19 protein-coding genes are annotated in these 21,934 nt (G+C 53.7%); 13 read left to right on the top strand and 6 right to left on the bottom strand.

Annotated elements, in window-relative coordinates:
- Nucleotides 1-36 precede the first annotated feature (36 nt).
- Nucleotides 37-2,283: an FAD-dependent oxidoreductase gene (locus ACFQ88_RS33590; RefSeq protein ID WP_379461486.1), complete on the bottom strand. Its 2,247-nt coding sequence runs from the start codon at nucleotides 2,281-2,283 to the stop codon at nucleotides 37-39.
- Nucleotides 2,284-2,446: 163 nt separating this feature from the next.
- Here ACFQ88_RS33590 and ACFQ88_RS33585 point away from each other — a divergent pair, with 163 nt between their 5' ends.
- Nucleotides 2,447-3,268, top strand: a complete 822-nt coding sequence (locus tag ACFQ88_RS33585) for an AraC family transcriptional regulator (RefSeq protein WP_379461484.1) — start codon at nucleotides 2,447-2,449, stop codon at nucleotides 3,266-3,268.
- A 198-nt stretch (nucleotides 3,269-3,466) separates the two neighbouring features.
- Entirely contained in the window at nucleotides 3,467-4,540 is a 1,074-nt protein-coding gene (locus tag ACFQ88_RS33580) for a Gfo/Idh/MocA family protein (protein ID WP_239631149.1), read from the top strand.
- A 157-nt stretch (nucleotides 4,541-4,697) separates the two neighbouring features.
- Here ACFQ88_RS33580 and ACFQ88_RS33575 read toward each other — a convergent pair whose 3' ends face one another.
- Complete coding sequence (locus ACFQ88_RS33575; protein WP_239631150.1) at nucleotides 4,698-4,928, bottom strand: hypothetical protein; 231 nt, start codon at nucleotides 4,926-4,928, stop codon at nucleotides 4,698-4,700.
- A gap of 296 nt (nucleotides 4,929-5,224) precedes the next feature.
- Between ACFQ88_RS33575 and ACFQ88_RS33570 the strand changes: the two genes are divergently transcribed.
- The 3 genes from ACFQ88_RS33570 (at nucleotide 5,225) to ACFQ88_RS33560 (ending at nucleotide 8,607) form a co-directional block, all read left to right on the top strand.
- Complete coding sequence (locus ACFQ88_RS33570) at nucleotides 5,225-6,148, top strand: MORN repeat-containing protein (protein ID WP_379461482.1); 924 nt, start codon at nucleotides 5,225-5,227, stop codon at nucleotides 6,146-6,148.
- Nucleotides 6,149-6,281: 133 nt separating this feature from the next.
- Nucleotides 6,282-6,980, top strand: coding sequence for a class I SAM-dependent methyltransferase (locus tag ACFQ88_RS33565; RefSeq protein WP_379461480.1), 699 nt, complete (start codon nucleotides 6,282-6,284; stop codon nucleotides 6,978-6,980).
- Nucleotides 6,981-7,290: 310 nt separating this feature from the next.
- A complete protein-coding gene (locus ACFQ88_RS33560) occupies nucleotides 7,291-8,607 on the top strand; it encodes an ABC transporter substrate-binding protein (RefSeq protein ID WP_379461478.1) in 1,317 nt (438 codons plus the stop codon).
- Between the two features lie 135 nt (nucleotides 8,608-8,742).
- Here the strand turns inward: ACFQ88_RS33560 and ACFQ88_RS33555 are convergent, their stop codons facing one another.
- On the bottom strand, nucleotides 8,743-9,474 hold the full coding sequence (locus tag ACFQ88_RS33555) for a hypothetical protein (protein WP_379461476.1): 732 nt from the start codon (nucleotides 9,472-9,474) through the stop codon (nucleotides 8,743-8,745).
- Nucleotides 9,475-9,662: 188 nt separating this feature from the next.
- On the opposite strand from ACFQ88_RS33555, the gene ACFQ88_RS33550 reads away from it, so the two are divergent.
- The 3 genes from ACFQ88_RS33550 to ACFQ88_RS33540 all read left to right on the top strand — a co-directional run bounded on the left by ACFQ88_RS33550 (nucleotide 9,663) and on the right by ACFQ88_RS33540 (nucleotide 13,850).
- Nucleotides 9,663-10,382, top strand: a complete 720-nt coding sequence (locus ACFQ88_RS33550; protein WP_379461474.1) for a hypothetical protein — start codon at nucleotides 9,663-9,665, stop codon at nucleotides 10,380-10,382.
- 262 nt (nucleotides 10,383-10,644) lie between these two features.
- Nucleotides 10,645-12,813, top strand: coding sequence for a glycosyl hydrolase family 95 catalytic domain-containing protein (locus ACFQ88_RS33545; protein WP_379461659.1), 2,169 nt, complete (start codon nucleotides 10,645-10,647; stop codon nucleotides 12,811-12,813).
- A gap of 176 nt (nucleotides 12,814-12,989) precedes the next feature.
- Complete coding sequence (locus ACFQ88_RS33540; RefSeq protein WP_239631157.1) at nucleotides 12,990-13,850, top strand: aminoglycoside 6-adenylyltransferase; 861 nt, start codon at nucleotides 12,990-12,992, stop codon at nucleotides 13,848-13,850.
- Nucleotides 13,851-13,915: 65 nt separating this feature from the next.
- On the opposite strand, the gene ACFQ88_RS33535 is transcribed toward ACFQ88_RS33540, so the two are convergent.
- On the bottom strand, nucleotides 13,916-14,428 hold the full coding sequence (locus ACFQ88_RS33535; RefSeq protein WP_379461472.1) for a cupin domain-containing protein: 513 nt from the start codon (nucleotides 14,426-14,428) through the stop codon (nucleotides 13,916-13,918).
- 209 nt (nucleotides 14,429-14,637) lie between these two features.
- On the opposite strand from ACFQ88_RS33535, the gene ACFQ88_RS33530 reads away from it, so the two are divergent.
- The 3 genes from ACFQ88_RS33530 (at nucleotide 14,638) to ACFQ88_RS33520 (ending at nucleotide 18,243) form a co-directional block, all read left to right on the top strand.
- Complete coding sequence (locus ACFQ88_RS33530) at nucleotides 14,638-16,281, top strand: stalk domain-containing protein (protein ID WP_239631159.1); 1,644 nt, start codon at nucleotides 14,638-14,640, stop codon at nucleotides 16,279-16,281.
- 164 nt (nucleotides 16,282-16,445) lie between these two features.
- On the top strand, nucleotides 16,446-16,919 hold the full coding sequence (locus ACFQ88_RS33525; protein ID WP_379461470.1) for a GNAT family N-acetyltransferase: 474 nt from the start codon (nucleotides 16,446-16,448) through the stop codon (nucleotides 16,917-16,919).
- Nucleotides 16,920-17,163: 244 nt separating this feature from the next.
- Nucleotides 17,164-18,243, top strand: a complete 1,080-nt coding sequence (locus ACFQ88_RS33520) for an FUSC family protein (RefSeq protein ID WP_239631161.1) — start codon at nucleotides 17,164-17,166, stop codon at nucleotides 18,241-18,243.
- 90 nt (nucleotides 18,244-18,333) lie between these two features.
- On the opposite strand, the gene ACFQ88_RS33515 is transcribed toward ACFQ88_RS33520, so the two are convergent.
- Nucleotides 18,334-18,774 (bottom strand): GNAT family N-acetyltransferase, encoded by a 441-nt coding sequence (locus tag ACFQ88_RS33515; protein ID WP_239631162.1) that lies wholly within the window; start codon nucleotides 18,772-18,774, stop codon nucleotides 18,334-18,336.
- A 174-nt stretch (nucleotides 18,775-18,948) separates the two neighbouring features.
- On the opposite strand from ACFQ88_RS33515, the gene ACFQ88_RS33510 reads away from it, so the two are divergent.
- Both ACFQ88_RS33510 and ACFQ88_RS33505 read left to right on the top strand, forming a co-directional pair.
- Nucleotides 18,949-19,275: a hypothetical protein gene (locus ACFQ88_RS33510; RefSeq protein ID WP_379461467.1), complete on the top strand. Its 327-nt coding sequence runs from the start codon at nucleotides 18,949-18,951 to the stop codon at nucleotides 19,273-19,275.
- Between the two features lie 38 nt (nucleotides 19,276-19,313).
- Entirely contained in the window at nucleotides 19,314-19,853 is a 540-nt protein-coding gene (locus ACFQ88_RS33505) for a YfiT family bacillithiol transferase (RefSeq protein WP_379461465.1), read from the top strand.
- 81 nt (nucleotides 19,854-19,934) lie between these two features.
- Here the strand turns inward: ACFQ88_RS33505 and ACFQ88_RS33500 are convergent, their stop codons facing one another.
- The gene (locus tag ACFQ88_RS33500) at nucleotides 19,935-21,572 is read right to left on the bottom strand and encodes a hydroxysqualene dehydroxylase (protein WP_239631164.1); all 1,638 of its coding nucleotides are present in this window, start codon (nucleotides 21,570-21,572) and stop codon (nucleotides 19,935-19,937) included.
- Nucleotides 21,573-21,934: the final 362 nt, after the last annotated feature.

Raw genomic sequence — 21,934 nt, 5'->3', positions numbered from 1 at the left:
GTGCTGCGGGCAGCGGGCGAGAGTGTCGGTCGGCGCTTAATACACCCGCGCCTCGATGAGCTCGGCGCAGCGGCCGCCGTTCGTTGCTTCGACGACGAGCCGGATCCGGGACGTATGCACCGCTTGGCTCAAGCGGTGGGTACGCTTGCGCTTGCGGTTCGCGCGCTCCTCATTCAGGACGGTCCATTCACCGTCCACTAACGCCTCCAGCCGGTAATCGCGCACGAGCTCTGGAATGATCTCGAACGGGGTCCGGTGGTGATGCAGGTTGATCAAATCCTCGTTCACGTCATCGTTAAAGACGAGCTGCACCTCATTCACCTCGACCGGCTGCTCCCAGCTCAGCTCCAACGTCGCGGATTCTCCTTGGCGAAGCGGCTCGGAGCTCCACAGATGAGGCTGCCCGTAAGGACGGAGGTAGCCGTCCTTGACGTTGTCAGCGGTGAAGGCCGCCGTCTCCGGATGAAGCCGGAAGCAGAACGGACGGCGCACGAGCTTCTTCATGCTCCATTGAACTACCGGCTGATCCGGCTGATGATCCTCCAAATCGCGCGAGACGACCGGCTTCCGTCCTTTGTCGAACGCGAGCACGCCGGTGCGCGGCTCATCGGATACGTACAGCGCGACGCCGTCGCAGGCTTTCACGACGATGAACGCGTTCTGAGGCATATCCGGCTTCCAGGCGAGCGGCACCTGAATCCACTGCCGCTCGCCTGGAGCAACCGCTACCGTACCGCTTACTTCGAGCTTGTGCGGCACGTAGTTTTCCCCTCGGCCGGTGCTCCACACCTCGACCTCGAGCGTTGCCGGCGCCGCTGCATCGACCAGCAGGTCGAGCCGCTCCACCTCCGGCGCTACGGGTACGAGCAGGCCTGCGTCCCGGGCCAGCTCATGCCGCTCGGCGGCTTGCTCCACCGCGAGCCGCCTCAGCGTGCTCGACGCCGTGACGGCGGCACGGCGGGCAAGGTCCCGTTCATCGGCATTGTGCAGGCCGATGACGGAGGCATCCTGGCGCAGCAGCGTCTGCTGCAGCTGCGCCAGATGCTCGCGGTACACGCCGCGCGGCGTCGTGCCGAGCTGCACAGCCAGCGCCGCGCCGGTGCCCGCGGCCTCGCCGATGACCGCGCACGTGGCCATGACGCGCGTCGTCCCGAAGGCGACGTGGGAGGCGCTGATGTTGCGTCCCGCAAACATCAGGTTCGACACGTTCGCCGAGTAGAGCGAGCGGAACGGGATGTGGTATATCCCGTCGGCGTGCAAGTGCTTCGAGCCGCTCTCTGTCGAATACATCCCCTGCGGCGGATGAAGATCGATCGACCAGCCTCCGAAGGCGACCCGGTCCTCGAACTCCCGCTGGGCGAGAATGTCGTTCTGGTTCAGCACGTAATCGCCGACGAAGCGGCGGTATTCCCGTTTGCCCGGCAAGGAGCCGACCCATTCGAGCGTCATGTTGGCGGCGTCGAACTGGCCGGAATTTTTAATATAATCCCAAATGCCGTAAATAACCGACCACAGCTCGTCGCGAATGCGTTCATTCTGATGAACCGTGTCCAGCTCGCCGCCCCACTCGATCCACCAGTAATGGCAGCCCGAATCACCGCTGCGGATGACTCTTTTGATTGGGATCGACGTCTGGGTAATGTCTTTGGCAAAGCTTGGAGGGATATAGGCAACAGGGTGCCCGACATCCTTCGTATAAAATAACAGCGTGCTGCCGAGGGTAATCGAGTCCGCTTCCTCCGGCGCCCAATCCTCATTGTATTCGTGCCTCGCCTCACGGCCGATCCGGTATTTGGCTCCGGCCAAAAAGCCGACCAGACCGTCGCCGGTACAATCCAAAAACATAGCGCTTTCAAAACGGATTTTGCGCTCCGAGCCCATCATCCACCCGGTGACGGAGACAATGCGGCGGTCGTCCGCTTCCCCAACCGCTTCCACCTCGTGAACGTCCGTGTTCAGGAACAGCTGAATATTCGGCTCCGCCAGCACCGTTTCCAGCACGACCAAATCCCAGAAATACGGATTCCCGTCCGGGTTCCGGTATTGATTTTCCACGAACATCTCACCCATAATGCCGGTTTCCCGGGCATAACGGTTTGTTCCGTGCGCTGTGGCGCCGCATACCCATACCCGGACCTCGCTGCTGGAATTGCCGCCGAGGACGGGGCGGTTCTGGATCAAGGCTACCGTGCTGCCGAGACGGGCCGCGGCGACAGCGGCGCTGACTCCGGCCAAGCCGCCTCCGATGACGGTAATATCGGTTTGGATCAGTTCGTTTTTCATATCGGATCACCTCTGCTTCAAAATAATTGCTTATCTATAATTTCATTATATGAGGGGCTATTTACTTTTAACATGCACTGATTTAGCATTGAGTATATACAAAATTTCATCGATGTCAGTTCGTGAGCATCGACATGAATCCTTCAGAGAGGGGGCGCCGGGCATGGAGGCTCCGTTTACAGAATGGCTGCCCGTTGTCCTGCAATATACGTTTTGGAAGCGTAAAGCCGACTTTCAGCTTGCGGAGGATACGTATGAGGAATGGGTGCTGTTTGCGGTAGAGGAAGGCTCGTTCCGCTATGAAATTAGTGAGTCGTCGGGAACAGCCGCCTTCGGCGATATCATCGTCTGTCCTCCAAGGACACCGTTTCACCGGGAGGTGGTCGAGCCGGTCTCGTTTCATTTTTACACGTTCGGCTGGTCGCGACGCGATTCCGGAGAGGATTCCGCGCCTATTGGCGGTGATGAGGTCCCCGTTCGGCTGGCGCTGACGGACAGCACCCGGCTGTCCTCGACCTACCTGTACATGCGGCAGCTGGCCAGACTCGGCCCGCCTGCGCAGAGGCTCGGGCAATGGAACCATTTGCTGCAGGATTTATGGCAGCAATACGTGATGGAGCGCGAGCTGGCCGAGTCGGCCTCGTCCGTCGTTCAGCAGGAGCTGGATCCGGTCATGATCGAGGCGGGAAGCTGGCTGCAGCGCCATGCTTTCGGGCCTGTCCTGCTGAAGGAGCTTTGCAGCAAACTCGGCTTAAGCCCCGTCCAGTTCACGCGCAAGTTCCAAGCCGCCTATCGGATGACGCCGATGGATTATTTAACCTCATTAAGAATTCAAAAAGCGCAAACGCTGCTGCTGGAAACGCCGCTCACGCTGGAGCAAGTCGCCGAACGGTGCGGCTACGAGAACGGCTTCTACTTAAGCCGTGTCTTTTCCCGAAGGATGAACGTGAGTCCGTCGCAATTCCGCAGCATGCACCGTGTCTAGCACTGCAGCTCATTAGGCGCTCTTCAAGCGTTGAAGTGCGGGCTTCGTCCGGCCGGTGCGATGTCCTGCTTTCGTGCGATGTCGCAATGTTACATTCCGCTGTCGCCTATTTGGAATGGGATGCTTTTCCGAACCGTGGTACGATGTGGCTACAACCACTTAGGATGTGATTTTGGATTTCGGGAGGGCGAATTACGGATGGCGAGTAAAGTAAGAATCGGCATTATCGGAAGCGGCGGCATTGCGGGAGCGCATGTGAGAGCCTATAAACAAATGGAAGATGTGGACGTGGTTGCCGTAGCGGATATTATTCCGGGCAAAGCGGACGAATTTATCGCGAAGCACGAGCTGACAGGCGCCCGCGGCTTTGACGACCACCACAGACTGCTGGAGCTGGAGCTGGACGGTGTCAGCGTCTGCACGCCGAACGTATCGCACAGCTCTACCAGTGTCGATGCGCTGAGGGCAGGCAAGCACGTGCTGGTCGAGAAGCCGATGTCCGTCACGCTGGAGCAAGCGGTAGAGATGGTGCAGGCGGGGAAAAAGGCGCAGCGCATGCTGTCCATAGCCTTCCAGCCGCGCTATGACCCGAACATGCAGACGGTGCGGGATATTGTCCGCTCCGGTCAGCTCGGTGACGTCTATTATGTGCAAACCGGAGGCGGGCGCCGCCGTGGCATGCCCGGAGGTACGTTCATTTCCAAGGAATTGGCCGGGGCGGGTGCGCTAGCGGACATCGGCTGCTATTCTCTTGATATGGTGCTGAACGCTCTCGGCTATCCGAAGCCGTTGACCGTGTCGGCGATGACCAGCAACCATTTCGGCACCAATCCCAAGTACCATTCGCAGGCGAGCCGTTTCGAAGTGGAGGATTTCGGCATGGCGATGATCCGCTTCGAGGGCGACTTGACCGTCAACTTCAAAATCGGCTGGGCCATGCATATGGATACGCTCGGTCCGACGCTGTTTCTCGGCAAGGATGCGGGCTTGAAGGTCACTCCATCCGGCAGCGGGGCGTGGGACGGCGGTATCACTTCGATCGCCTTGTACCACGATATTCTCGGTCACCCGACCGAGAGCCCGATTCCGGTCAAGCAGCATAACGTCAATATTTTTTACGAAAAGGTGCGCGACTTCGTCACAGCCATTCAGGAAGGAAGGCCGGCTCCGATTCCGGGTGAGGATATTATCCGGAACCAGGCCATTATCGACGGCATACTGAGATCCGGGGAGAGCAAGCGGGAAGTCGATATTGTTATTCCCGAGCTGTAGCTCGAAGCCTTTATAGCTCTATAGCGCATGAAACATAAAAACCGCAGGATTCCAAGCGAGCATAGCCTTGTCCTTGAATGATAAGGCTTGCCCGGCTGGAGTCCGGCGGTTTTTGGTTATGTCCGGCGAGGAGTGCGCCTGTCAAATAACGAAGCCTTTATGGGGCATACTGCTCGGGAAGCGCGCGGATAATTTCCTCGTACTTCAGCGCAATCGCGATTTCCAGAATGTGAACCGGATTGCGGTGCGCATAAGCAAGCAGCAATTCTTTGTTAAATTCGTCTTCGTTCATTTTCAAGCTTTTGCGTACGAGGTCCATCATCGCCCTTTGGTTGCGATAGTTGAGCTGCTCGATTTTTTCAACAGCCAGATCGATTTCATTGTCCATAATTACGCCCCCGTATAAGCTTATTGGTTTACCATATTCATTCGTTGCTTGTTCGATTTTTTTGGCCTGCCAGCATGTTAGACATTTCACTACCGTAGAACGGTTCAGTTCGTCTCTCCGCTGTCTTACTTATCGGCTCTTCATCCGGTAATGGCGCTGGGCTTGTTCTGGACCTTTTTTACATTTCTCTTTCTTTGGATAATGTGTATAATGTACCATATTGTTCCAAATGATCCGATTTCTAATTGAGCAGGCTGGTCGGTAAAGGGACATCATATCCGTAAGGGGGAACGACCGTGACCGTTTCGAATTTTGCCTTTGTCAAAGCTGCTTTGCCGGAGCTTCACGCTTTGGCGTCCAAAGCTGAGCGAACGATGGACAGCGCCCCGCTTGTAACGCTGCAGTACCTTCAACTTATGGGGCAGTGGTTTGTCACAGCCATTTTGATGCATGAGGATCTTGCGCCGGGGTCAGCAGAGCCTATGGCACGACTGGAGACCTTGCTCCGCAACGAAATCGTCCCTGAACGGTGGAGCGCGGTATTGAAGAGGCTGGAATATATGGATACGAGAGAAAGCGAGCTTTTATTGGATCCGGCTATCGGTAAGCGGGAATTATTCGAGATGTACGATTTTACTTGCTGGTATTACAAAACCTATATCGACGACGAATACGAACCGTCCCCCGCCTATGTCTCTTCCCAAAGCTTGTGCATAAGCAGCATGGAATCGACGGAAGTCCGACGTGAGCACGCACAGTCCCAGATCGGAATCAACGGACAACACTTCGAAGCGCAGTGGGAACGCCATATCGGGAACGGACATCGCATCGAGACCGCAGAAGGCGAGAGCTATCAGGGCGATTGGCATAACGGAATGAAGCAGGGCACGGGCGTATACCGCTGGTCCGACGGAACGAAATATACGGGTCAATGGAGCAGGGATGTCGAGCATGGCTTTGGAGAGAAGCAGTACGCCAATGGAGATACGTACCGGGGGGAATGGCGGGAAGGGCTGTTTTACGGCAAAGGCACCTATCAATGGAACGATGGAGCCGAATATGTTGGCCAGTGGGAAGACAATATGGAGCATGGCTACGGGGTGAAAACGTTGCGAGACGGCGCGGTTCACCGCGGATTGTGGGTATACGGCGAACTGGTTGTTCGAGAGGACCAGCTTGCAGGCGGCCGGGATAAGATGACCGGTTCGGCAAACGGTTGAGCTGTCCTGCGTAAAAAAAATGGAATTCATCTCGGTTTAAGATGGAAATCGTGCAAATGAAGTATTATTCGACATCGTTGAATGTTGGTATACTCCAAATATGTGACCATTTCCTAATGAGGAGAGATGCCCCGTGTCTCAATTTGATGCCGTAGCCAACAAGTACATTGAGCATGCAGTGAAAAAAGGGGCGCAGTGGAAGCCCTACGCAGCGATCGTTGACGAGCTTGCCAAGGAGACAGCCATAGCGGGCAAAACGATCTGCGATATAGGATGCGGTCCGGGGATCTTAACCGGCAAGCTGCGTGAGCTGGGCGGTCAACTTACCGGTGTCGATTCCAGCGAAATCTTGCTAAACTACGCAAGCAGCCAGGATCAGAACGTGCATTGGATACACGACGATGCTATGACGCTGAGCCAGCTTCGGGAGGAGAGCTTCGATATCGTTGTATCGAGTTTGATGCTGATGGACGTACCGGATCATAGGGCGGTGTTCCGTCAAAGCCTGCGTATTCTTAAGCCTGGCGGGCTGATGATCTGGTTAATCATGCATCCGTGCTTCCAGTCTCCTTTTAGCGAGCCATTGGAAGGCGGAGGCCATAAAGTGGTTCAATATGCGCCGCAATATTGGAAGTCCGAGGGAGAGGATACATTCCGCTCCATAGCAGGCTCGCACCATCGCCCTATCAGCGATTATGTGAACGACTTTATGAATGCAGGCTTCGAGCTGCAGCGCTTGTTTGAGCCGGGAGCGGAGCAGGGGATTCCGGCGCATTTCGGGGCTGTAGGGAGAAAAAGCGCTTCCGATGGAATCGGAATTATAGGCGATTAAATGCAGGGCAGCTTTCCCGTGCGGAAAGACTGCTCTTTTTTGCATAGTTTGGAGAAGGATTCGGAAATCGATTTCAGACGATAACCCGATAAATAGCTGAATTATCGGAAATCGATTTCATAGGAATGGTGGGCTGTAGAAGGATAGCACTCTTACGGTAAGGCAAAGGGATAGTCGGCTAGCTTCAGTTTTTTACAATTGGTTATTGACTTCATATTGGAAAGATTATTATAATGGCTTATGAAATCGATTTCATTGAATAAACAAAATGTAAGCGTTCTATTCAATGAAGATCTGGGGGTAGATTAGTATGAAAAAACAAATCCATTTGCTGGCCGGCGCACTTCTTCTATCGGGTGCCGTATTGTCCGGATGTTCGGGCGCCAAATCGGAGCCTGCGGCAGGCGGCTCATCGGCTCCGGCTGCGATGAAGCCGGTAGAGCTGTATTTTTACCATAACGGCAACATTACCGAGGAACAGTTTAACACCATGTACGGAGATTACATAAAGCAAAAGCTGCCTAACGTCACCACGAAGTTCGTGCCCAAAGACAAGAACGTTTCGCTTGCCGAAATGATCAGCAGCGGTACGACGAAAATCGATATTTTCATTGATTCCATCGGGCAGATCGGCTTGAAGGGCTCGCTTCTGGACATCGGATTGAATCAGGACATGACCGAGCTTGTGAAAAAGCACAACGTCGATTTGAACCGTTTTGAACCGACGACGCTGGAGGCTGTGAAAGTGATGGGCGGGCTGTACGGGCTGCCGATCGGCAACAGTGCTTTGGTGCTTATGTACAACAAAGATATTTTCGATAAGTTCGGCGTTGCGTATCCGAAGGACGGCATGACCTGGGACGAGCTGGCGGACTTGTCGCGCAAGCTTACTCGTTCGGACGGCGGAGTCAACTATATAGGCTATACGACGTCCGTCAATCATTTTTTGCGGCTCAATCCTCTCTCGCTCGCGAATGTCGATCCGAAGGAAAAGACTGTGACGCTCGAGACGGATGCCTGGAAAAAGCTGCTGCAGGATACGCTGATGAAGCCGATGCAAGCGGAAGGCTACAGCCAGGTGCTGAACGATTTGAAGAAGCAGTGGTACAAAATCCCTTATATCGATGAGTTCTCCAAGACCCGCAACGTTGCGATGTTCAGCTTCATGTACGCCGATTACGCTTGGGCCAAGGAGATGAACTGGGATGTCGTCGCTCTGCCGACGTTTGCAGACAAGCCGAAGGTCGGAAGCCAGGCTTATCCGAGCTATATGTTTATCACCTCGATCAGCGAGCATAAGGATGAGGCGATGGAGGTGGTGAAGCTGTTCACCTCGGATGAGTATCAGACGCAATTTTCCAAAACGGGCGGTATTACGGTGTTGAAAAACGAGGCGATCAAGCAGGTGTTCGGCCAGGATACGCCCCTTAAGGACAAAAACATTAAAAATGCGGTGTTTTACAACAGCTCCGCTCCGGCTGCTCCAAAGACACGCTATGATGTATTTGTGGAGGACGGCATAAGAAACCAAGTCACGAGCTTGTTATTGGGGGAGAAGGATCTTAATACGGTATTGAGAACGGCGCAGGAAGAAGCGAATAAGAAAATACAGTCGGACACCAAGTAGGGGAACGGCATAAAAGCGGTCTATGATCCGGACGGACGGAGGCCGCTTTTTCTTTTTTTATCACCGGTTATCATCTTCGCGCTGTGCGAGCGGCGCCTCTCGTTCAAGACCTGAACCGGCCGTCCGTTCACGCCGTTAACGGATTTGCTCCTCAAAATTTAGATCCTTAATCTTTAATCCCGTATCATATTCGGCGGCCAGCATTCCGGCAAGCTCGGCAGGAGAGACGCTGACGGACACGTAGGCCCATAACCGGTTGTCACGAACTTCATATTTCAGTATGGACCCGTAACCGGGGCGATCCAGCCAAACAGCCGCATAGGATGCATCGTATAGCTTCACAACGTCCCCTTTATTGTCGATATGTAAGGTTAATATCATGGAATCGTCCGATGGTGTCATGCTGGCGCTAACTTGCTCTCGAACTGCCTCAAGCGGGTTCTCTAATGGAATTTCCGTTACGTCTTCGGGATTCAGTACGTGAATTTCCTGTTCCAAAACTCCTGTGCCGTACCCTTTGGTTAAAATGATCGTCAGCTCGTTCTTGTTATCGCCTGTAAGATCGGTCAAAGAAACGGCGGGAGCATACGTTTCATTGGATGAAGTGCTCCATGCAAAGGTTTGGTCACGGCTTGGCGTCCGGACGGTGATACCCTTATAGACCCCGTCTTCCGGAGGTTGAAAAGCGAGGATTTCCACATCGCCTGCTCGGGCAAGAACCGTCGGAGTCCGGGAGGGCAGCTGCTGCTCAGCCGCCGGTATGGAGCTTGCGTCTGGTACAGCATGTGTTTGAGGAGCAAGGCCGCTTGCGTAAACGAGAATTGCAAATGCTATTGCGCCTATGGGTATGTACGGGATTGGCATCATCTATCGCTCCTAGCTTCCAAATGATCGTTTCAAAAAATTAGACGCACGATAAGGGGACAAAAGTTTCAAAGCCGGGACACAAGCCCAGGAATAACCGTTTATTGACAAGCAAATTCCACTTTTGCTGTATTCCATTTGCCAGTGTTTTTGAATATTGTAACTTAGTCTATATGAAGGGAGTAAGAGTCATGACCAAAACTCGTCGGGTTGGTGGAACATCCAAACCTAAAGCTAAACGAAAAGTTCAAGGAACTCGCAAGCCGCAAGCAAGCCGCAAGCCTCGCTATGATAGCTCGGAAGGCTCGGCTGACAGAACGTCGGGGAGCTACGATGACTTTGCGCTAGGCACTTACGGTGATAGAACACAGGGGACCTACGTTGACAGAACGATGGGAGCTTATGGAGACAGACCGACAGGGGCTCAGGGCAACAGAACGACGGGGGTCTATGGAGGCCGCACGACTGGGGCATACGGGGACCGCACGACAGGGGCATACGGGGACCGCACGACAGGGGCTGCCGGAGGCAGAACGATGGGAGCATTCGGTGGCCGCACGACGGGAGCTGCCGGAGGCAGAACGATGGGAGCATACGGAGGTCTAACGACGGGAACTGCCGGAGGCAGAACGGTAGGAGCTCATGGAGGTAGAACGATGGGAGCTGCCGGAGGTCAAACGGTGGGAGCTCATGGAGGCCGCATGATGGGAGCTGCCGGGGGTAAAACGGTGGGAGCTCATGGAGGCCGCACAACGGGAGCTAACGTAGGCCGCCCGACGGGAGCCAACGCAGGCAGAACCGCAGGAGCTTATGGTCTTAGACCCCAAACGATTCAGGATTATGCAAATGCACTTCGTCAACGTCAACCTGAGAACAATGCAAATTTATACAATGGATTGTTGCTTCTCTAAGGTATTCACAAACGTGGGGACTCTACCGTTAAAATGGCCGGGCTCCCTGCGGATACATATTGCGGACAGTAACTCCGCCGGCCAATTACCTGAGAATTGTCCAACTTTGAATGAGTATCGTGTATTTATACAGGGCCTCGCTTGCTCTTATAATCATAATGTGGGGCGAGTTAGCCCTGCTTCGAGGTCTTCATTAGGTCTTCATTACGACTAACAGTCCGCGATACAGCTACATCTCGTTCAAAGAGGAGAGAATGTGAAAATGCAGCAGGAAATCGTTCTAAAATCAATGCAGAGTGCTGACTGGGAAGCGTTCCTGGGCAGGCACGATATGCTGTGGAGCCCGCACCCGTCGAGCTGGGAGAGCGGAGCTTTTATCGGCAACGGGCTATTGGGTGCGATGATTTATAGTCTATCCGATCAAGAGCTGCAGTGGGATATTGGAAGAAGTGACGTTACCGAGCGTCAGCCGACGAATACGCCGATTTACGGCAAGCATAGACTTCCAATCGGGAAGCTGCTGCTTAAGACGGTCGGACGCGTGGTGGATAGCGGGGTGCGCGTCCATCTATGGAATGCGGAGGCAGCAGGATTCACTCAGACTGAAGCCGGAAGGATCGAATGGCGGTCGTTCGCCCATGCGGACCAGCACGCTATTGTCGTGGAATGGAGCGCTACAGGCGGCGAGAGCAGCTGCCAATGGAGCTTTGTGCCGGAGAGACCGATCAATCCGAGACAGGTTCATCGTAAGGAGCCGATTACCGACATCAATCCGCCGCATATCACCGAATGCGTGGACGGCATCGAGATAGTGACGCAAAAGCTGCAAGCGGGCGGAGAATTCGCCACAGCTTGGAAGACAACGGCGACCGGAGCCGGCAGCAACGTGCTCTTGCTAAGCGTCGGGTCGTCTTATCCAGAGAACGGTGGACGCGAAGAAGCGCTGCAGGCGATAATCAAAGCGGACAAGACCGGGATCGCCGAATTGACGGCAAGCCATCGTGCCTGGTGGCATCATTACTATCCGGAGAGCTTTCTTTCTATTCCGGACACGCGCCTCGAGAGCTTATACTGGATTCAAATGTACAAGCTGGCTTCCGGAACGAGAGCCGACCGTCCGCTGCTCGATTTGATGGGGCCCTGGTTTTATATCGACACCCCATGGCCGGCGATTTGGTGGAATTTGAACGTACAGCTGACCTATTGGCCGGTGTACGCCTCCAACAGGCTTCATCTTGGCGAATCGCTGACCTGGTTTCTGGAGCATAACCTGGATAGCTTGATCGGTAACGTGCCGGAGGAATACCGCCACGACTCTGCGGCTATCGGGCGCTCCTCAAGCTATGACGGCGTACGTAACGCCGGGGAGGAGCTCGGCAATCTTCCGTGGATTTGCCATAATTATTGGCTCCACTACCGTCATTGCATGGATGAATCGATGCTGCGGGACCGCATTTATCCTCTATTGAGACGAAGCATCAATTTTTATCTGCATTTGCTGCAGCCCGGAGCTGACGAGAAGCTGCATCTGCCGCTCGCCATTTCCCCGGAATATCCGGATAAGGCGGAGGATACGAACTATGACTTGTCTTTGCTGCGGTGGGGATGTCAAACACTGCTGTACATATGCGACCGGTTGAACCTGGAGGATGCGTTGAAGCCGAGATGGGAAGAGGTGCTCGACCGTCTGGCGGACTATCCGGTAGACGATACGGGCTTTATGATCGGCAAGGACGTGCCGCTCAGCGTGTCGCACCGCCACTATTCCCATTTGTTTATGATTTATCCTCTGTACCTGATCAGCTGGGAGCAGCCTGAGCATAGAGATATCATCTGGAAGTCGCTGCAGCATTGGATTGGCTTTAAAGGAGCGCTGCAAGGCTATTCCTATACCGGCGCATCGTCCATCTACTCCAGCATGGGCAAAGCGGAGGAGGCGGTGCAATGCTTGAACGATTTTATGAAGCAATATTTGAAGCCGAACACGATGTATATGGAGTCCGGCCCCGTCATTGAAACCCCGCTGTCCGCTGCGGCGTCGATCCACGATTTGATGCTGCAGAGCTGGGGGGACAAAATCCGCATTTTCCCTGCCATCCCGGCGCATTGGCACGATGTAACGTTCCATGGTCTGCGGGCGGAGGGAGGCTTCCTCGTCAGCGCGGTCAAGCAAGAGGGAGAGACCCGATTCATCCTGATACACAGCGAAGCCGGCGAGCCCTGCCGCATTCAAACGGATATCGCCGGCCCGATAGCTTGCTCGGGAAGCCGCGCGTTCACTTTGACTAGCAACGAGGATGGAAGCATTCAGATTGACTTGAATAAGGGTGAGTTCGTTATAATATATCCAGAAGGAAGCGAGCCGGATCTCGCGTTCATGCCGGTGCCGGCAAACCCGGATAGGCTTAATTCGTTTGGCTCCCGCCAGTGACGGGCCCGGGGCTGTAAACAGGCTTTTCGCATTATCAAAATCAGTACTATTAGTAGAAGGGAGATTGCTGTGATGAGACGCTAACCTTACAAGTATCATGCTCGTGCACCTCCAGGCTGACCTGAAGTACCCTAAGGCATAGGCCCAAAAATAGAAAACGGAGGTATCCCATAACGATGAGAAGCGAGCAGCAAGTATTGGATCAAATGCTGGAGATGGCGGAGCGGGACGATAACATTCGAGCGGTCGTTCTTAACGGCTCCCGGGTCAACCCTAACGCCCCGAAAGATTTTATGCGGGACTACGACGTCGTGTTTTATATGGCCCGGTTGAAAGAAGCCTCTTATAACACAGACCGGAGCTGGATCGATTCGTTGGGAGAGCGGGTCGTCGTTCAATTCGAATATTTGGAGGACGGCTCCTACATTTACATGATGCAATTTAAGGACAGCGTCCGGATCGACCTTATTTTTCAAGATACCGCAGCTTTGGTTCGGGAAGTGACCAACGATTCCTTAAGCAGAGTGCTGCTGGATAAAGACAACCTGAATCTGGAGCTGCCGGAGCCGAACGACAGCAGCTACGTCGTGAAGAGGCCGACCGAAGACAAATGGAACTTATACGTCGTAGAGCTGTGGTGGCTGCAGGTTTATATCGCCAAGGAGCTGTGGCGGGATGAAATGCCGCGTGTTAGGCAGCTGTACGATTATTATTTCATGGAATCGCTGACCTTCCTGCTGGAGTGGCATGTCGGCGCCGCCAACGACTGGACCGTGAACGTCGGTTCTACAGGAAAATGGTTTAAGCGATTTCTGGAGCCGGAGCATTATGAAGAGCTGCTTTCCTTGTATTGCGGGGCTGATCCTGAGGAGCAATGGGAGAAGCTTTTCCAAGCGGGGCGGTTCATTCGCAAAATCGGCATTCCGCTGGCCGAGAAGCTGGGTTACTCGTATCCGATGGAGGAAGACCGCAACGTCACGGCTTACATTGAAAAAGTAAGGCGTTTGCCGGCCGACGCGCAATCTTGGGAAGGGTAGTCATATTTGAGACCGTCAGGCTGATTCAGCCTGCGGTCTTTTTTTCGCCGTATGAGAGGTCGGAGTTAATCGGGAAGCTTCCAATATTGGAACATAGGCCCGTTATCTCCATAGACGGGATCCTTCACCGGGAACGGCACGTTTCTTATCTCTTCGAGCACCTGAGGGCGCTCATCGCTTTTGCCTGTTTTCAAATTATAGCTCATTCCTTCCGGATAAGCTCCTGCGACGCGAAAGCCTGAGCCGGATGATAGGCGTTTGTGCCCTGTTCCTGCCGGCAGCACGATGACATCGCCTCTTTTTACCTCCAGGAGTTTGCCGTTTTCCCCGCCGATCTGCAGCTCCGCATAACCGCTTAGCACCCCCAGCACTTCATGAACGTTACTGTGGTAGTGATGGAAATCGAATACGCCGTTAATCCAGCTGTTCAACCAACGGTTCCGGTGAAATACGCTCAACACCTGGTCCGAATCCAAATCGGTGAACACACCGGAGTAGATCAGCACAGGGAAGCGGGGATGGTTAGGGATCACTCCGTCGTCTTGGAAATAATAAGGGATGGCTGCAGATAGGTTCATTCGGTTTCACTCCTTTTTCGTATGATTAGCTGTTTGTTAGTTCATCATATTGGATCGAACAGCCGACGAGGAATAGGTTTTCCTTCGGACGATCATAATTATTTTGTAAAATCGGATCATTCAGAGAGGAGTAATGAGGGATTGTGGCGAATCGTAATCAGTATTGGAGCGCTTTCATCCAAATACAATCATTTATGGGAGGTCCCGAAATGCGAAGTGTGAAGAAAATCGCAGTAACCGCCGCATTATCCACCATGGTGTTGTCAGCATCGATCGGAGTTGTATCCGCCGAAACCGTGAAATCGGACATGAAATTGTTGATCAACGACAAGGAAGCTTCCTTTGCAGCCCAAAGCGTACTGGTGGACAGCAGCTTGTATGCGCCTTATGATGCCGTCGCCAAGCAATTGGGTGTGGAAGCAAAATGGAATGAGGCATCTCAAACGCTGCTGCTTGCGAAGGATACCAACACTTTGGAACTTAGCGTCGGGGCTTCCACGTACAAGGTCAATGGACTGGCTTTAGCCACGACGACACCTTTGAAAGTATTGGACGGAAAAGTCTTAGCCCCTGTACGGATCGTATTTGAAGCGTTCTATCATCAGATCGGATATGAAAATAAAACTCGGACGGTCAGCATCCGTTCGCAGGCAGATACGAAACCGGCATTCAAGGTTCACGGGATCGAACCGGGCGGATACGTCACCGGCAGCGAGCTGAAAGTGTCTGTGTTTACATTTAACCATTTATTGAAGGATTTTGCACAAGCCAAGGAGCCGAAAGCGGGAGAAGGCCACATTCACCTATGGCTGGATAACGAAAAGCTGGACGCCGCTTCCGCGATCAAGCTGTTCAAGAATGAGCCGGTCGTCTTCCGCGATTTGAAGCCGGGCCAGCATACGCTGACCGTTCAGCTGGTGGGCAACGATCATAAACCGGTGCAGCCGGAAGTGAAGCAGGTCATTCCTTTTACGTCTACATCCTTGTCGATTTTGAAGGATCTTGACGAGACGAAGGCGACGGGACTGCGCATCGAGGGCGTCATTGCGGATGAGAAGCACAACGTATATACCGTGGAGATGGAATCCAAAAAGCTGTACCGCATTGCTGCAGACGGTAAAATGGACGTATTGACCGAGCTGCCTCGTTCGGCTACGGGCATGGCGTTCGATGCCGCAGGCAACCTGTACATAGCGAGCGGCGGCATGGAAGGCGTCATATTCAAAGTGAATGCGAAGGAGCTTGCGGGCGGACCTTTCGACACTTCATTAGTGGAAACCTACGCAAGCGGCGTCCAAGGGGCGAACGGGATTACGTTCGACGCCAAGGGCAGCCTGTATGTAAGCGGCGGAGCGAACGGCAACATTTATGTCGTCTCTCCCGACGGACAGCTGGCGACATACAAAAGCGGCATTGCTGCGGAGCGGACCAGCCAGCAAATTGTCGTTAACGGCGTAGCCTTCGGCCAGGACGGCAAGCTGTACGTTGCCAATACGAGCTCCGGAGAGGTGAACCGGTTTGCCATTAATGCAGACGGTTCTCTGGGACCGTGGGAGCTCGTGGCGAAGAGTCCGCTGCTGTACGGAGCGGACGGCTTGAACTTCGGGCCAGACGGCGCCGTCTACGTCGCGGCTAATGAACGTAACGCCATCGTACGCGTGAGCGTGGACGGCAAAGTCACCGAGGTTGCCCATAACGGCAACCAAGGGCCGCTTGAGTTCCCGGCGAGCCTTCATTTCGTAGGCAGCACGCTGTATATTAGCAATTTCGACCAGCCGCGCGGCGACAATATGCCGAACGATCCGGGCATCGGCTCCTCGATTGCGAAGATCGAGTTCGGCAGCGGCAAGTAAATTTTGCTGGAACCATGGTCATATAGATTACCATGCTTGAAACGAGCCACGGATACGGAGCGGTTGAAGACGGACTTGCGTGATTGCACATGCGACAAGCCCGCCGGTTCAATTGCCCGGACCGTGGCTTTTTTTGCCATGAAACGGGAAAGCGAGGGAAAAGAATGAATCCGTCCGTCGAAGTCGAAGGAATCGAATTGACTGCAGAGCTGCTGCCGCAAGCGAGCTTGCTGCTGGCGGGCTACATGTACCCGAACAGCGAGTGCGAGTGGTCTGCCGATCAGCTGGAACGATGCAGAGGCAATTTGGAAAGGCTGTTAACCTTTCGTCACGTTAACTTTTTCTTGGCCAAAAGAGGGGAGGAGTACATCGGCTTCATCGCGGTCCATTGGGGATTTTCCACGACAACGGGCAAGCTCATTCTGAGAATTCAGGATCTTTATGTCATGCCCGAGCAGCGCAAGCAAGGCGTTGCTGCACGGTTGATCCATACTGCGGCGGATTTGGCGAAGCGGCATGACGCGAATCGTCTGGAGCTTAACACGGGGACGGCAAATGTCAGTGCGCGTCGTCTTTATGAAGCGCTGGGCTTTCAACGACAGCCCGGCAAAGAGATTTATATGCATTTTATTCGTTAGCTTCCCGGCGACAACGGGTAGCGTTATGGGAATACCGGGATCGTACACGTCCGAGGACGGATTCGGATGCTCCTGCAGCCGTTGGATCGTCAGCCTCGCGCTTGCTATTGTCCGTTATGATTACTCCGAACCGCACTGCCCCTCAATAAGCTCCGCACACCCGCTATCTTTTCCTTTTGCATCCGGCGTCGCTTGTGTGTAAGATAAGACTGTTACTAACTATGAAAAAACAGGAGGGGGATTTGTGGTATTCGGAGCCCGCGTATGGAAGACAGGAATCGCGGTAACATTGGCATTATATATCAGTGCGTGGTTGAATTTTACCCCTCCGGTTATTGCCGCAGTAGCTGCCATCTTTGCGATGCAGCCCTCGATTTACCGATCTTGGCGTTATTTCCTTGAACAGCTGCAGACGAACATTGTGGGGGCGGCGTTAGCGTTGTTTGCCGGGATGTTCTTCTCCAACAACGTTATCGCCATCGGCATCATTTGTATTCTTGTCATCATTATTTGTTTAAGAATGGGTATGGAAGAAACGATAGGCCTCACCCTGGTCACGGTTGTCGCGGTGATGGAAGCTTCGGCCGAATGGCAGTTTGCCGTGAACCGGTTTTTGCTTAGCCTCATCGGGATCGGCTGCGCTTTTTTGATTAACGTCCTCTTTTTTCCCCCGAAGCCGAAGGCGCAGTTTGCCGCACAAATTCATACAGTGTTTAACAAAATGTCGCTGCTTCTGCGCACCGTCATTTCCGATGAAATGAAAGAAAACGTGTTCCGGACGGAGAAGGAAGGCTTGCTCAAAACCATACAGGCATTGGCAGATAAATATAAGCTGATGGAAGAAGAAGTCAAGAAGCTGAAGCGGGGCGGGGGCGTCTTCAGCCAGAAGCGCCAGCTGGTCATTTTCAAGCAAATGCTGCGAACGCTGTATAAAGGAGCCGAAGTGCTGGATGCGGTGGAGGAGCACTATTTTCAAGCGGCGCCGAGCGATAAGACCGATGCTTTTTTCGACGAGCAGCTGGAGAAGCTGATTAAGTTCCACGAGCATACTTTGCTGAAATTCGAGGATAAGCTGAAGGCCGACAGCTCGGAAGGGCTGGAGATGGAAGCGGAGAACGAGAGGTTTATGGTTACGCTGATCGAGAAATACAACGAACGGCCGCAAGGGATGCTGCGTCTTTCGGTGGTGGCCGCCGCCATGTACGATTACGGTCACCAGATCGCACGGCTCGACAAGCTTGTCGATCACTACCATCGCGGCGATGCGGACGATAAAGATAAAGAGCCGATAGAGGCTCTGTTAAAAAGCATCAGGCTGAAATAACCTCAGCCGAGAGCCATTACAAAAGAAAGATCGCCTTCCCAAGATAAGACTTCAAGGGAAGGCGATTTTTCATGTAAGCGAGACTTATGCTTACAGCTGTTTTTTCATCCGGACGTGCGGGATTCCGGCATCCAGGAACGTTTCCGGCGAGACGGTGGTGTAGCCGAGCTTGATGTAGAATGGCTCCGCTTGGCATTGCGCGTCCAGCAGCGTGTACGCATAACCGATGCGGCGCGCTTCCTCCTCCAGGGCGAGGACGATCGCTTTGCCGGCTCCGGTCCCGCGGGCCGGCTTCCGAACGGCGATACGCTGCAGCTTCATCGTATCTTCCTTATAAGGGCGCATGCGTCCGGTGGCAACCGGGAGCCCGTCCTCCTGCAGCAGCACATGGCTGCATGCCTGCGGGGAATCGTCGAATTCGTCGATCTCCAGACTTTCGTCGACCTGCTGTTCGTGGACGAATACTTCCTTACGGATATCGAGGCATTGATTCAATTGCTGTTGTGTCGTTACATGGATGATTTCTTTCATGGCAATGTCTCCTTTGAATTCGAAACTAAGTGAGCTTCGGAAAAATGCTGGTATAACATCCATACCGCAAAAAATGCTTCACGTCAAACGTTCTGCCAAAACTTGCTATATTTTTGCATCCTTGACCGCTGTTCGATTACAATGGAAGGATCAGAGAAAAAAGGAGTGGAGACCGTGACAGCAGGGTTTGTCTTGATGATTTTCATTGTAGTATTTGTTATCATCGTATTTAACCTTATGAACGGATCCGGGAGCCGTCACAGCCGTCGCAACAACCGGCACCGGCGTTCGGACGGAGGCTGGAATGCATCGAACGGCTTCTTCATGAACGATACCGTTGACTCTCATCGCCACCACCATCACCATCACGGCCATCATCACGGGCATCACGGGCATCATCACAGTGATGATCACGGCGGAGGCTCCTCCGACAGCGGCAGCTCGAGCGGGGGGGACAGCGGTGGAGGAGGAGACGGCGGAGGCGGCGGTGGCGGAGATTAACCGGTCCGGCTCTATCGGCTAGCAAGAGTATGACTAACATGGAGAGTGAGATTATGGACGATTTGCGGTTTCCTATCGGACGTTTTGAATGGACTGAAGATATTATAAGAGACCAGCGGCTGCGGTGGATCAAGGATATCGAATCGGCGCCGGCCCAGCTAAGAGCCGCTGTGGAAGGACTAACGGAGCAGCAGCTGAACGAGCCGTATCGGCCGGGCGGGTGGACCGTTCGTCAAGTGGTCCATCATTTGGCGGACAGCCACATGAACAGCCTGATCCGCTTCAAGCTCGCTTTGACGGAGGACCAGCCGACCATCAAGCCGTACGACGAGGCCGCATGGGCGGAGCTGACCGACAGCAAGGATGCGCCGATAGCTTTGTCGCTCACTCTGCTGGATCAGCTTCACACTCGATGGGGAGCGCTGCTTCGCTCCGTAAGCGACGAGCAGTGGCAGCGGAGCTTCGTCCATCCCGATTCTGGCGTCGTTCGGCTCGATGTCAACTTGGGGACGTACTCCTGGCACGGCCGTCATCATATCGCGCATATTACGCGCCTAAGAGACCGGATGGGCTGGTAAGCCGATCGGCCTCACTTCGTCGTTTCAAACCCAAAAACCTGTCTGCAGCATCGTCTGCGGACAGGTTTTATTTGATGCCGTTTAGAAAATACTTCCATCCCAAGGTAACCCTTTGCGGAAGCGGGATTCGTCATGCCAGCGCTGCAGCATCAACGGGGTGAATTGATACATTTCCCAAATTTCGCATGGACTTTCCTTGGAGCCGGAGGCCTCCAGCAAGGCGTTAACCGCCCGGCGGGCCGCTTCGTTGGCGCCTTCCATCGTAGCCAAGTCCGTGTTTGTTCTGACATAATCGGAAGCAAGGAACAGGTTCGGAATGGCGGTGTAAGCATTAGGGCGCATATCCCAAGTGTATACCTTGTTGACCAGCAGAGGCTCCAGATTCACATTAACGCCGTCCGGATTCGGGGTATGAATGTCTTCGTCCAGGAACCACGAATGGAGGTTGCTATCCTCCAGCACGACCCGTCCTCCGACATTCAGGCTCGCTTTCAGCTGCCACCAAACCTCCTGCATAATTTCTTCCCGCGTGCAGTGGCGCGCGCTTTTGCCGAACAGGGCCCCTTTGGCTTCCCAGTCGGAAATATCGACGGACAAAATACCGCGCACTTCACCGTCACCGTACTGGCTCAGATCGGTATGAGGCCAAAACTGCTTCTGGGACACCGAGGTCAGCGCCCACTGGGAATCCATATAAATCATATGCCCGTGAATAATCGGCACGTCTTCCTTGAAGTAAAACTGGATGCCGTTCATCCAGTCCACGTCCTCGGCAAGCTCCTTGATTTTCGCCAAAGTCGGATCGGCATGCACAATCTCGTCGGTTACGAATTGCGCCATCACCTCGACAGGAAAAGCAGCTATGTAATAGTCGGCCTGCACCTCGTAGGTTTTGCCTAATTCGGTCACAACCGCTCCCGTAATGACGCCGTCCTTGCAGTTGATTCGTTCCACCTTCGCATTCAAATGGTAGTCGACGCCGGATTGCTGCAAATAATTAAGCCAAGGGGTAATCCATACTTCGTTCGTCGGCCCGTCCAAGAGACGGTCTGCGCTGCCGCCGGGCAGCACCATGTCGAGCATAATTTGCGCTCCTACGGTACCTACGGTCGCCGTGTTGGCTTCGCGCGCTTTGGCGGCTACGAGAATCCGGGTCATCCCGGTGAAAACGCGCTGGAAATTGGCCGACTGCTCGTCCGCTTGAATGAAGTTCCACCAAGGAATATCTTGATATTCCTCCGTTCGCCGTTCATTGCAGCTGGTCATGACCTGCCAAACCCGCTCCAGGTAGTGGTCGACCTCTTTCTCCGTCAGCCCCAAATGATTGTCAAATATCGACTTGAACAGCGATTTAATATCCGCAATAGACGTTGGGAACTCGGTTACGAACTCTACCGGCACATCGTCGGTACGGGCCAGTCCGAGACGGGTACCTTCGATCAGATTGTCCGCAACCCCGCGTTTATTGTTTCCGTACGGAATCCGTTCCATGGTGTCGATAATATGCTTGTAAAATCGCGGAAAGAAACGAAATCCATGCTCTCCGGGCAAATCCTTGCGTCCGTCCGTACCGCTGTCCGGCACAGGCATGGACCGCGCTTTCCCTCCCGGGATGCGCTTCATCTCGTACACAGCAACCTCAAAACCGCGCTCGATCAGCTCGTGAGCAGCACTCATTCCCGCCACTCCGCCTCCAAGAACGGCGACCTTCTTCTTCATTGCCATTTCCACCCCTGTCATATATTGCTAACTTATCTAATCTAGTTATACCATGACTTTTATCCTACGAAAACCGTTATTTTTCGACAAAATGTTTCCTAGTACCTAATAAATGATAGATTTGATTCGAATGTGTATGGAAAACCGGATCGATGGGATACTATCGGTCCCGGACTCAATTTCCAGTTCGGTAGGCAGCGCGTCAGCAAGTGCGAAGGTTGTCGATAACCGCCGGACGCAGAAAAAGAGATTTAGCCACAATGATGGAATAAGACAGCCAAATGGAATAAAGACATCGCTGGCCGAATCCGGTATGATGACATTAATGACAGCTTAGTGTACATGCTTACGGACTTACTAAA

The sequence above is a fragment of the Paenibacillus sp. NPDC056579 genome, from assembly GCF_042793215.1.
Classification (GTDB): Bacteria; Bacillota; Bacilli; order Paenibacillales; family NBRC-103111; genus Paenibacillus_S.
Note: the sequence above shows the minus strand (reverse complement) of the source record. Positions and strands in the feature narration are given on the sequence as shown.

Excerpts from the sequence above, each read along its gene's own strand:
- ACFQ88_RS33500 (WP_239631164.1), bottom strand. The coding sequence starts at position 21,572 with ATGAAGAAGAAGGTCGCCGTTCTTGGAGGCGGAGTGGCGGGAATGAGT.
- ACFQ88_RS33555 (WP_379461476.1), bottom strand. The coding sequence starts at position 9,474 with ATGATGCCAATCCCGTACATACCCATAGGCGCAATAGCATTTGCAATT.
- ACFQ88_RS33585 (WP_379461484.1), top strand. The coding sequence starts at position 2,447 with ATGGAGGCTCCGTTTACAGAATGGCTGCCCGTTGTCCTGCAATATACG.
- ACFQ88_RS33525 (WP_379461470.1), top strand. The coding sequence starts at position 16,446 with ATGAATCCGTCCGTCGAAGTCGAAGGAATCGAATTGACTGCAGAGCTG.
- ACFQ88_RS33560 (WP_379461478.1), top strand. The coding sequence starts at position 7,291 with ATGAAAAAACAAATCCATTTGCTGGCCGGCGCACTTCTTCTATCGGGT.
- ACFQ88_RS33545 (WP_379461659.1), top strand. The coding sequence starts at position 10,645 with ATGCAGCAGGAAATCGTTCTAAAATCAATGCAGAGTGCTGACTGGGAA.
- ACFQ88_RS33515 (WP_239631162.1), bottom strand. The coding sequence starts at position 18,774 with ATGAAAGAAATCATCCATGTAACGACACAACAGCAATTGAATCAATGC.
- ACFQ88_RS33530 (WP_239631159.1), top strand. The coding sequence starts at position 14,638 with ATGCGAAGTGTGAAGAAAATCGCAGTAACCGCCGCATTATCCACCATG.
- ACFQ88_RS33535 (WP_379461472.1), bottom strand. The coding sequence starts at position 14,428 with ATGAACCTATCTGCAGCCATCCCTTATTATTTCCAAGACGACGGAGTG.
- ACFQ88_RS33540 (WP_239631157.1), top strand. The coding sequence starts at position 12,990 with ATGAGAAGCGAGCAGCAAGTATTGGATCAAATGCTGGAGATGGCGGAG.
- ACFQ88_RS33550 (WP_379461474.1), top strand. The coding sequence starts at position 9,663 with ATGACCAAAACTCGTCGGGTTGGTGGAACATCCAAACCTAAAGCTAAA.
- ACFQ88_RS33580 (WP_239631149.1), top strand. The coding sequence starts at position 3,467 with ATGGCGAGTAAAGTAAGAATCGGCATTATCGGAAGCGGCGGCATTGCG.
- ACFQ88_RS33575 (WP_239631150.1), bottom strand. The coding sequence starts at position 4,928 with ATGGACAATGAAATCGATCTGGCTGTTGAAAAAATCGAGCAGCTCAAC.
- ACFQ88_RS33505 (WP_379461465.1), top strand. The coding sequence starts at position 19,314 with ATGGAGAGTGAGATTATGGACGATTTGCGGTTTCCTATCGGACGTTTT.
- ACFQ88_RS33590 (WP_379461486.1), bottom strand. The coding sequence starts at position 2,283 with ATGAAAAACGAACTGATCCAAACCGATATTACCGTCATCGGAGGCGGC.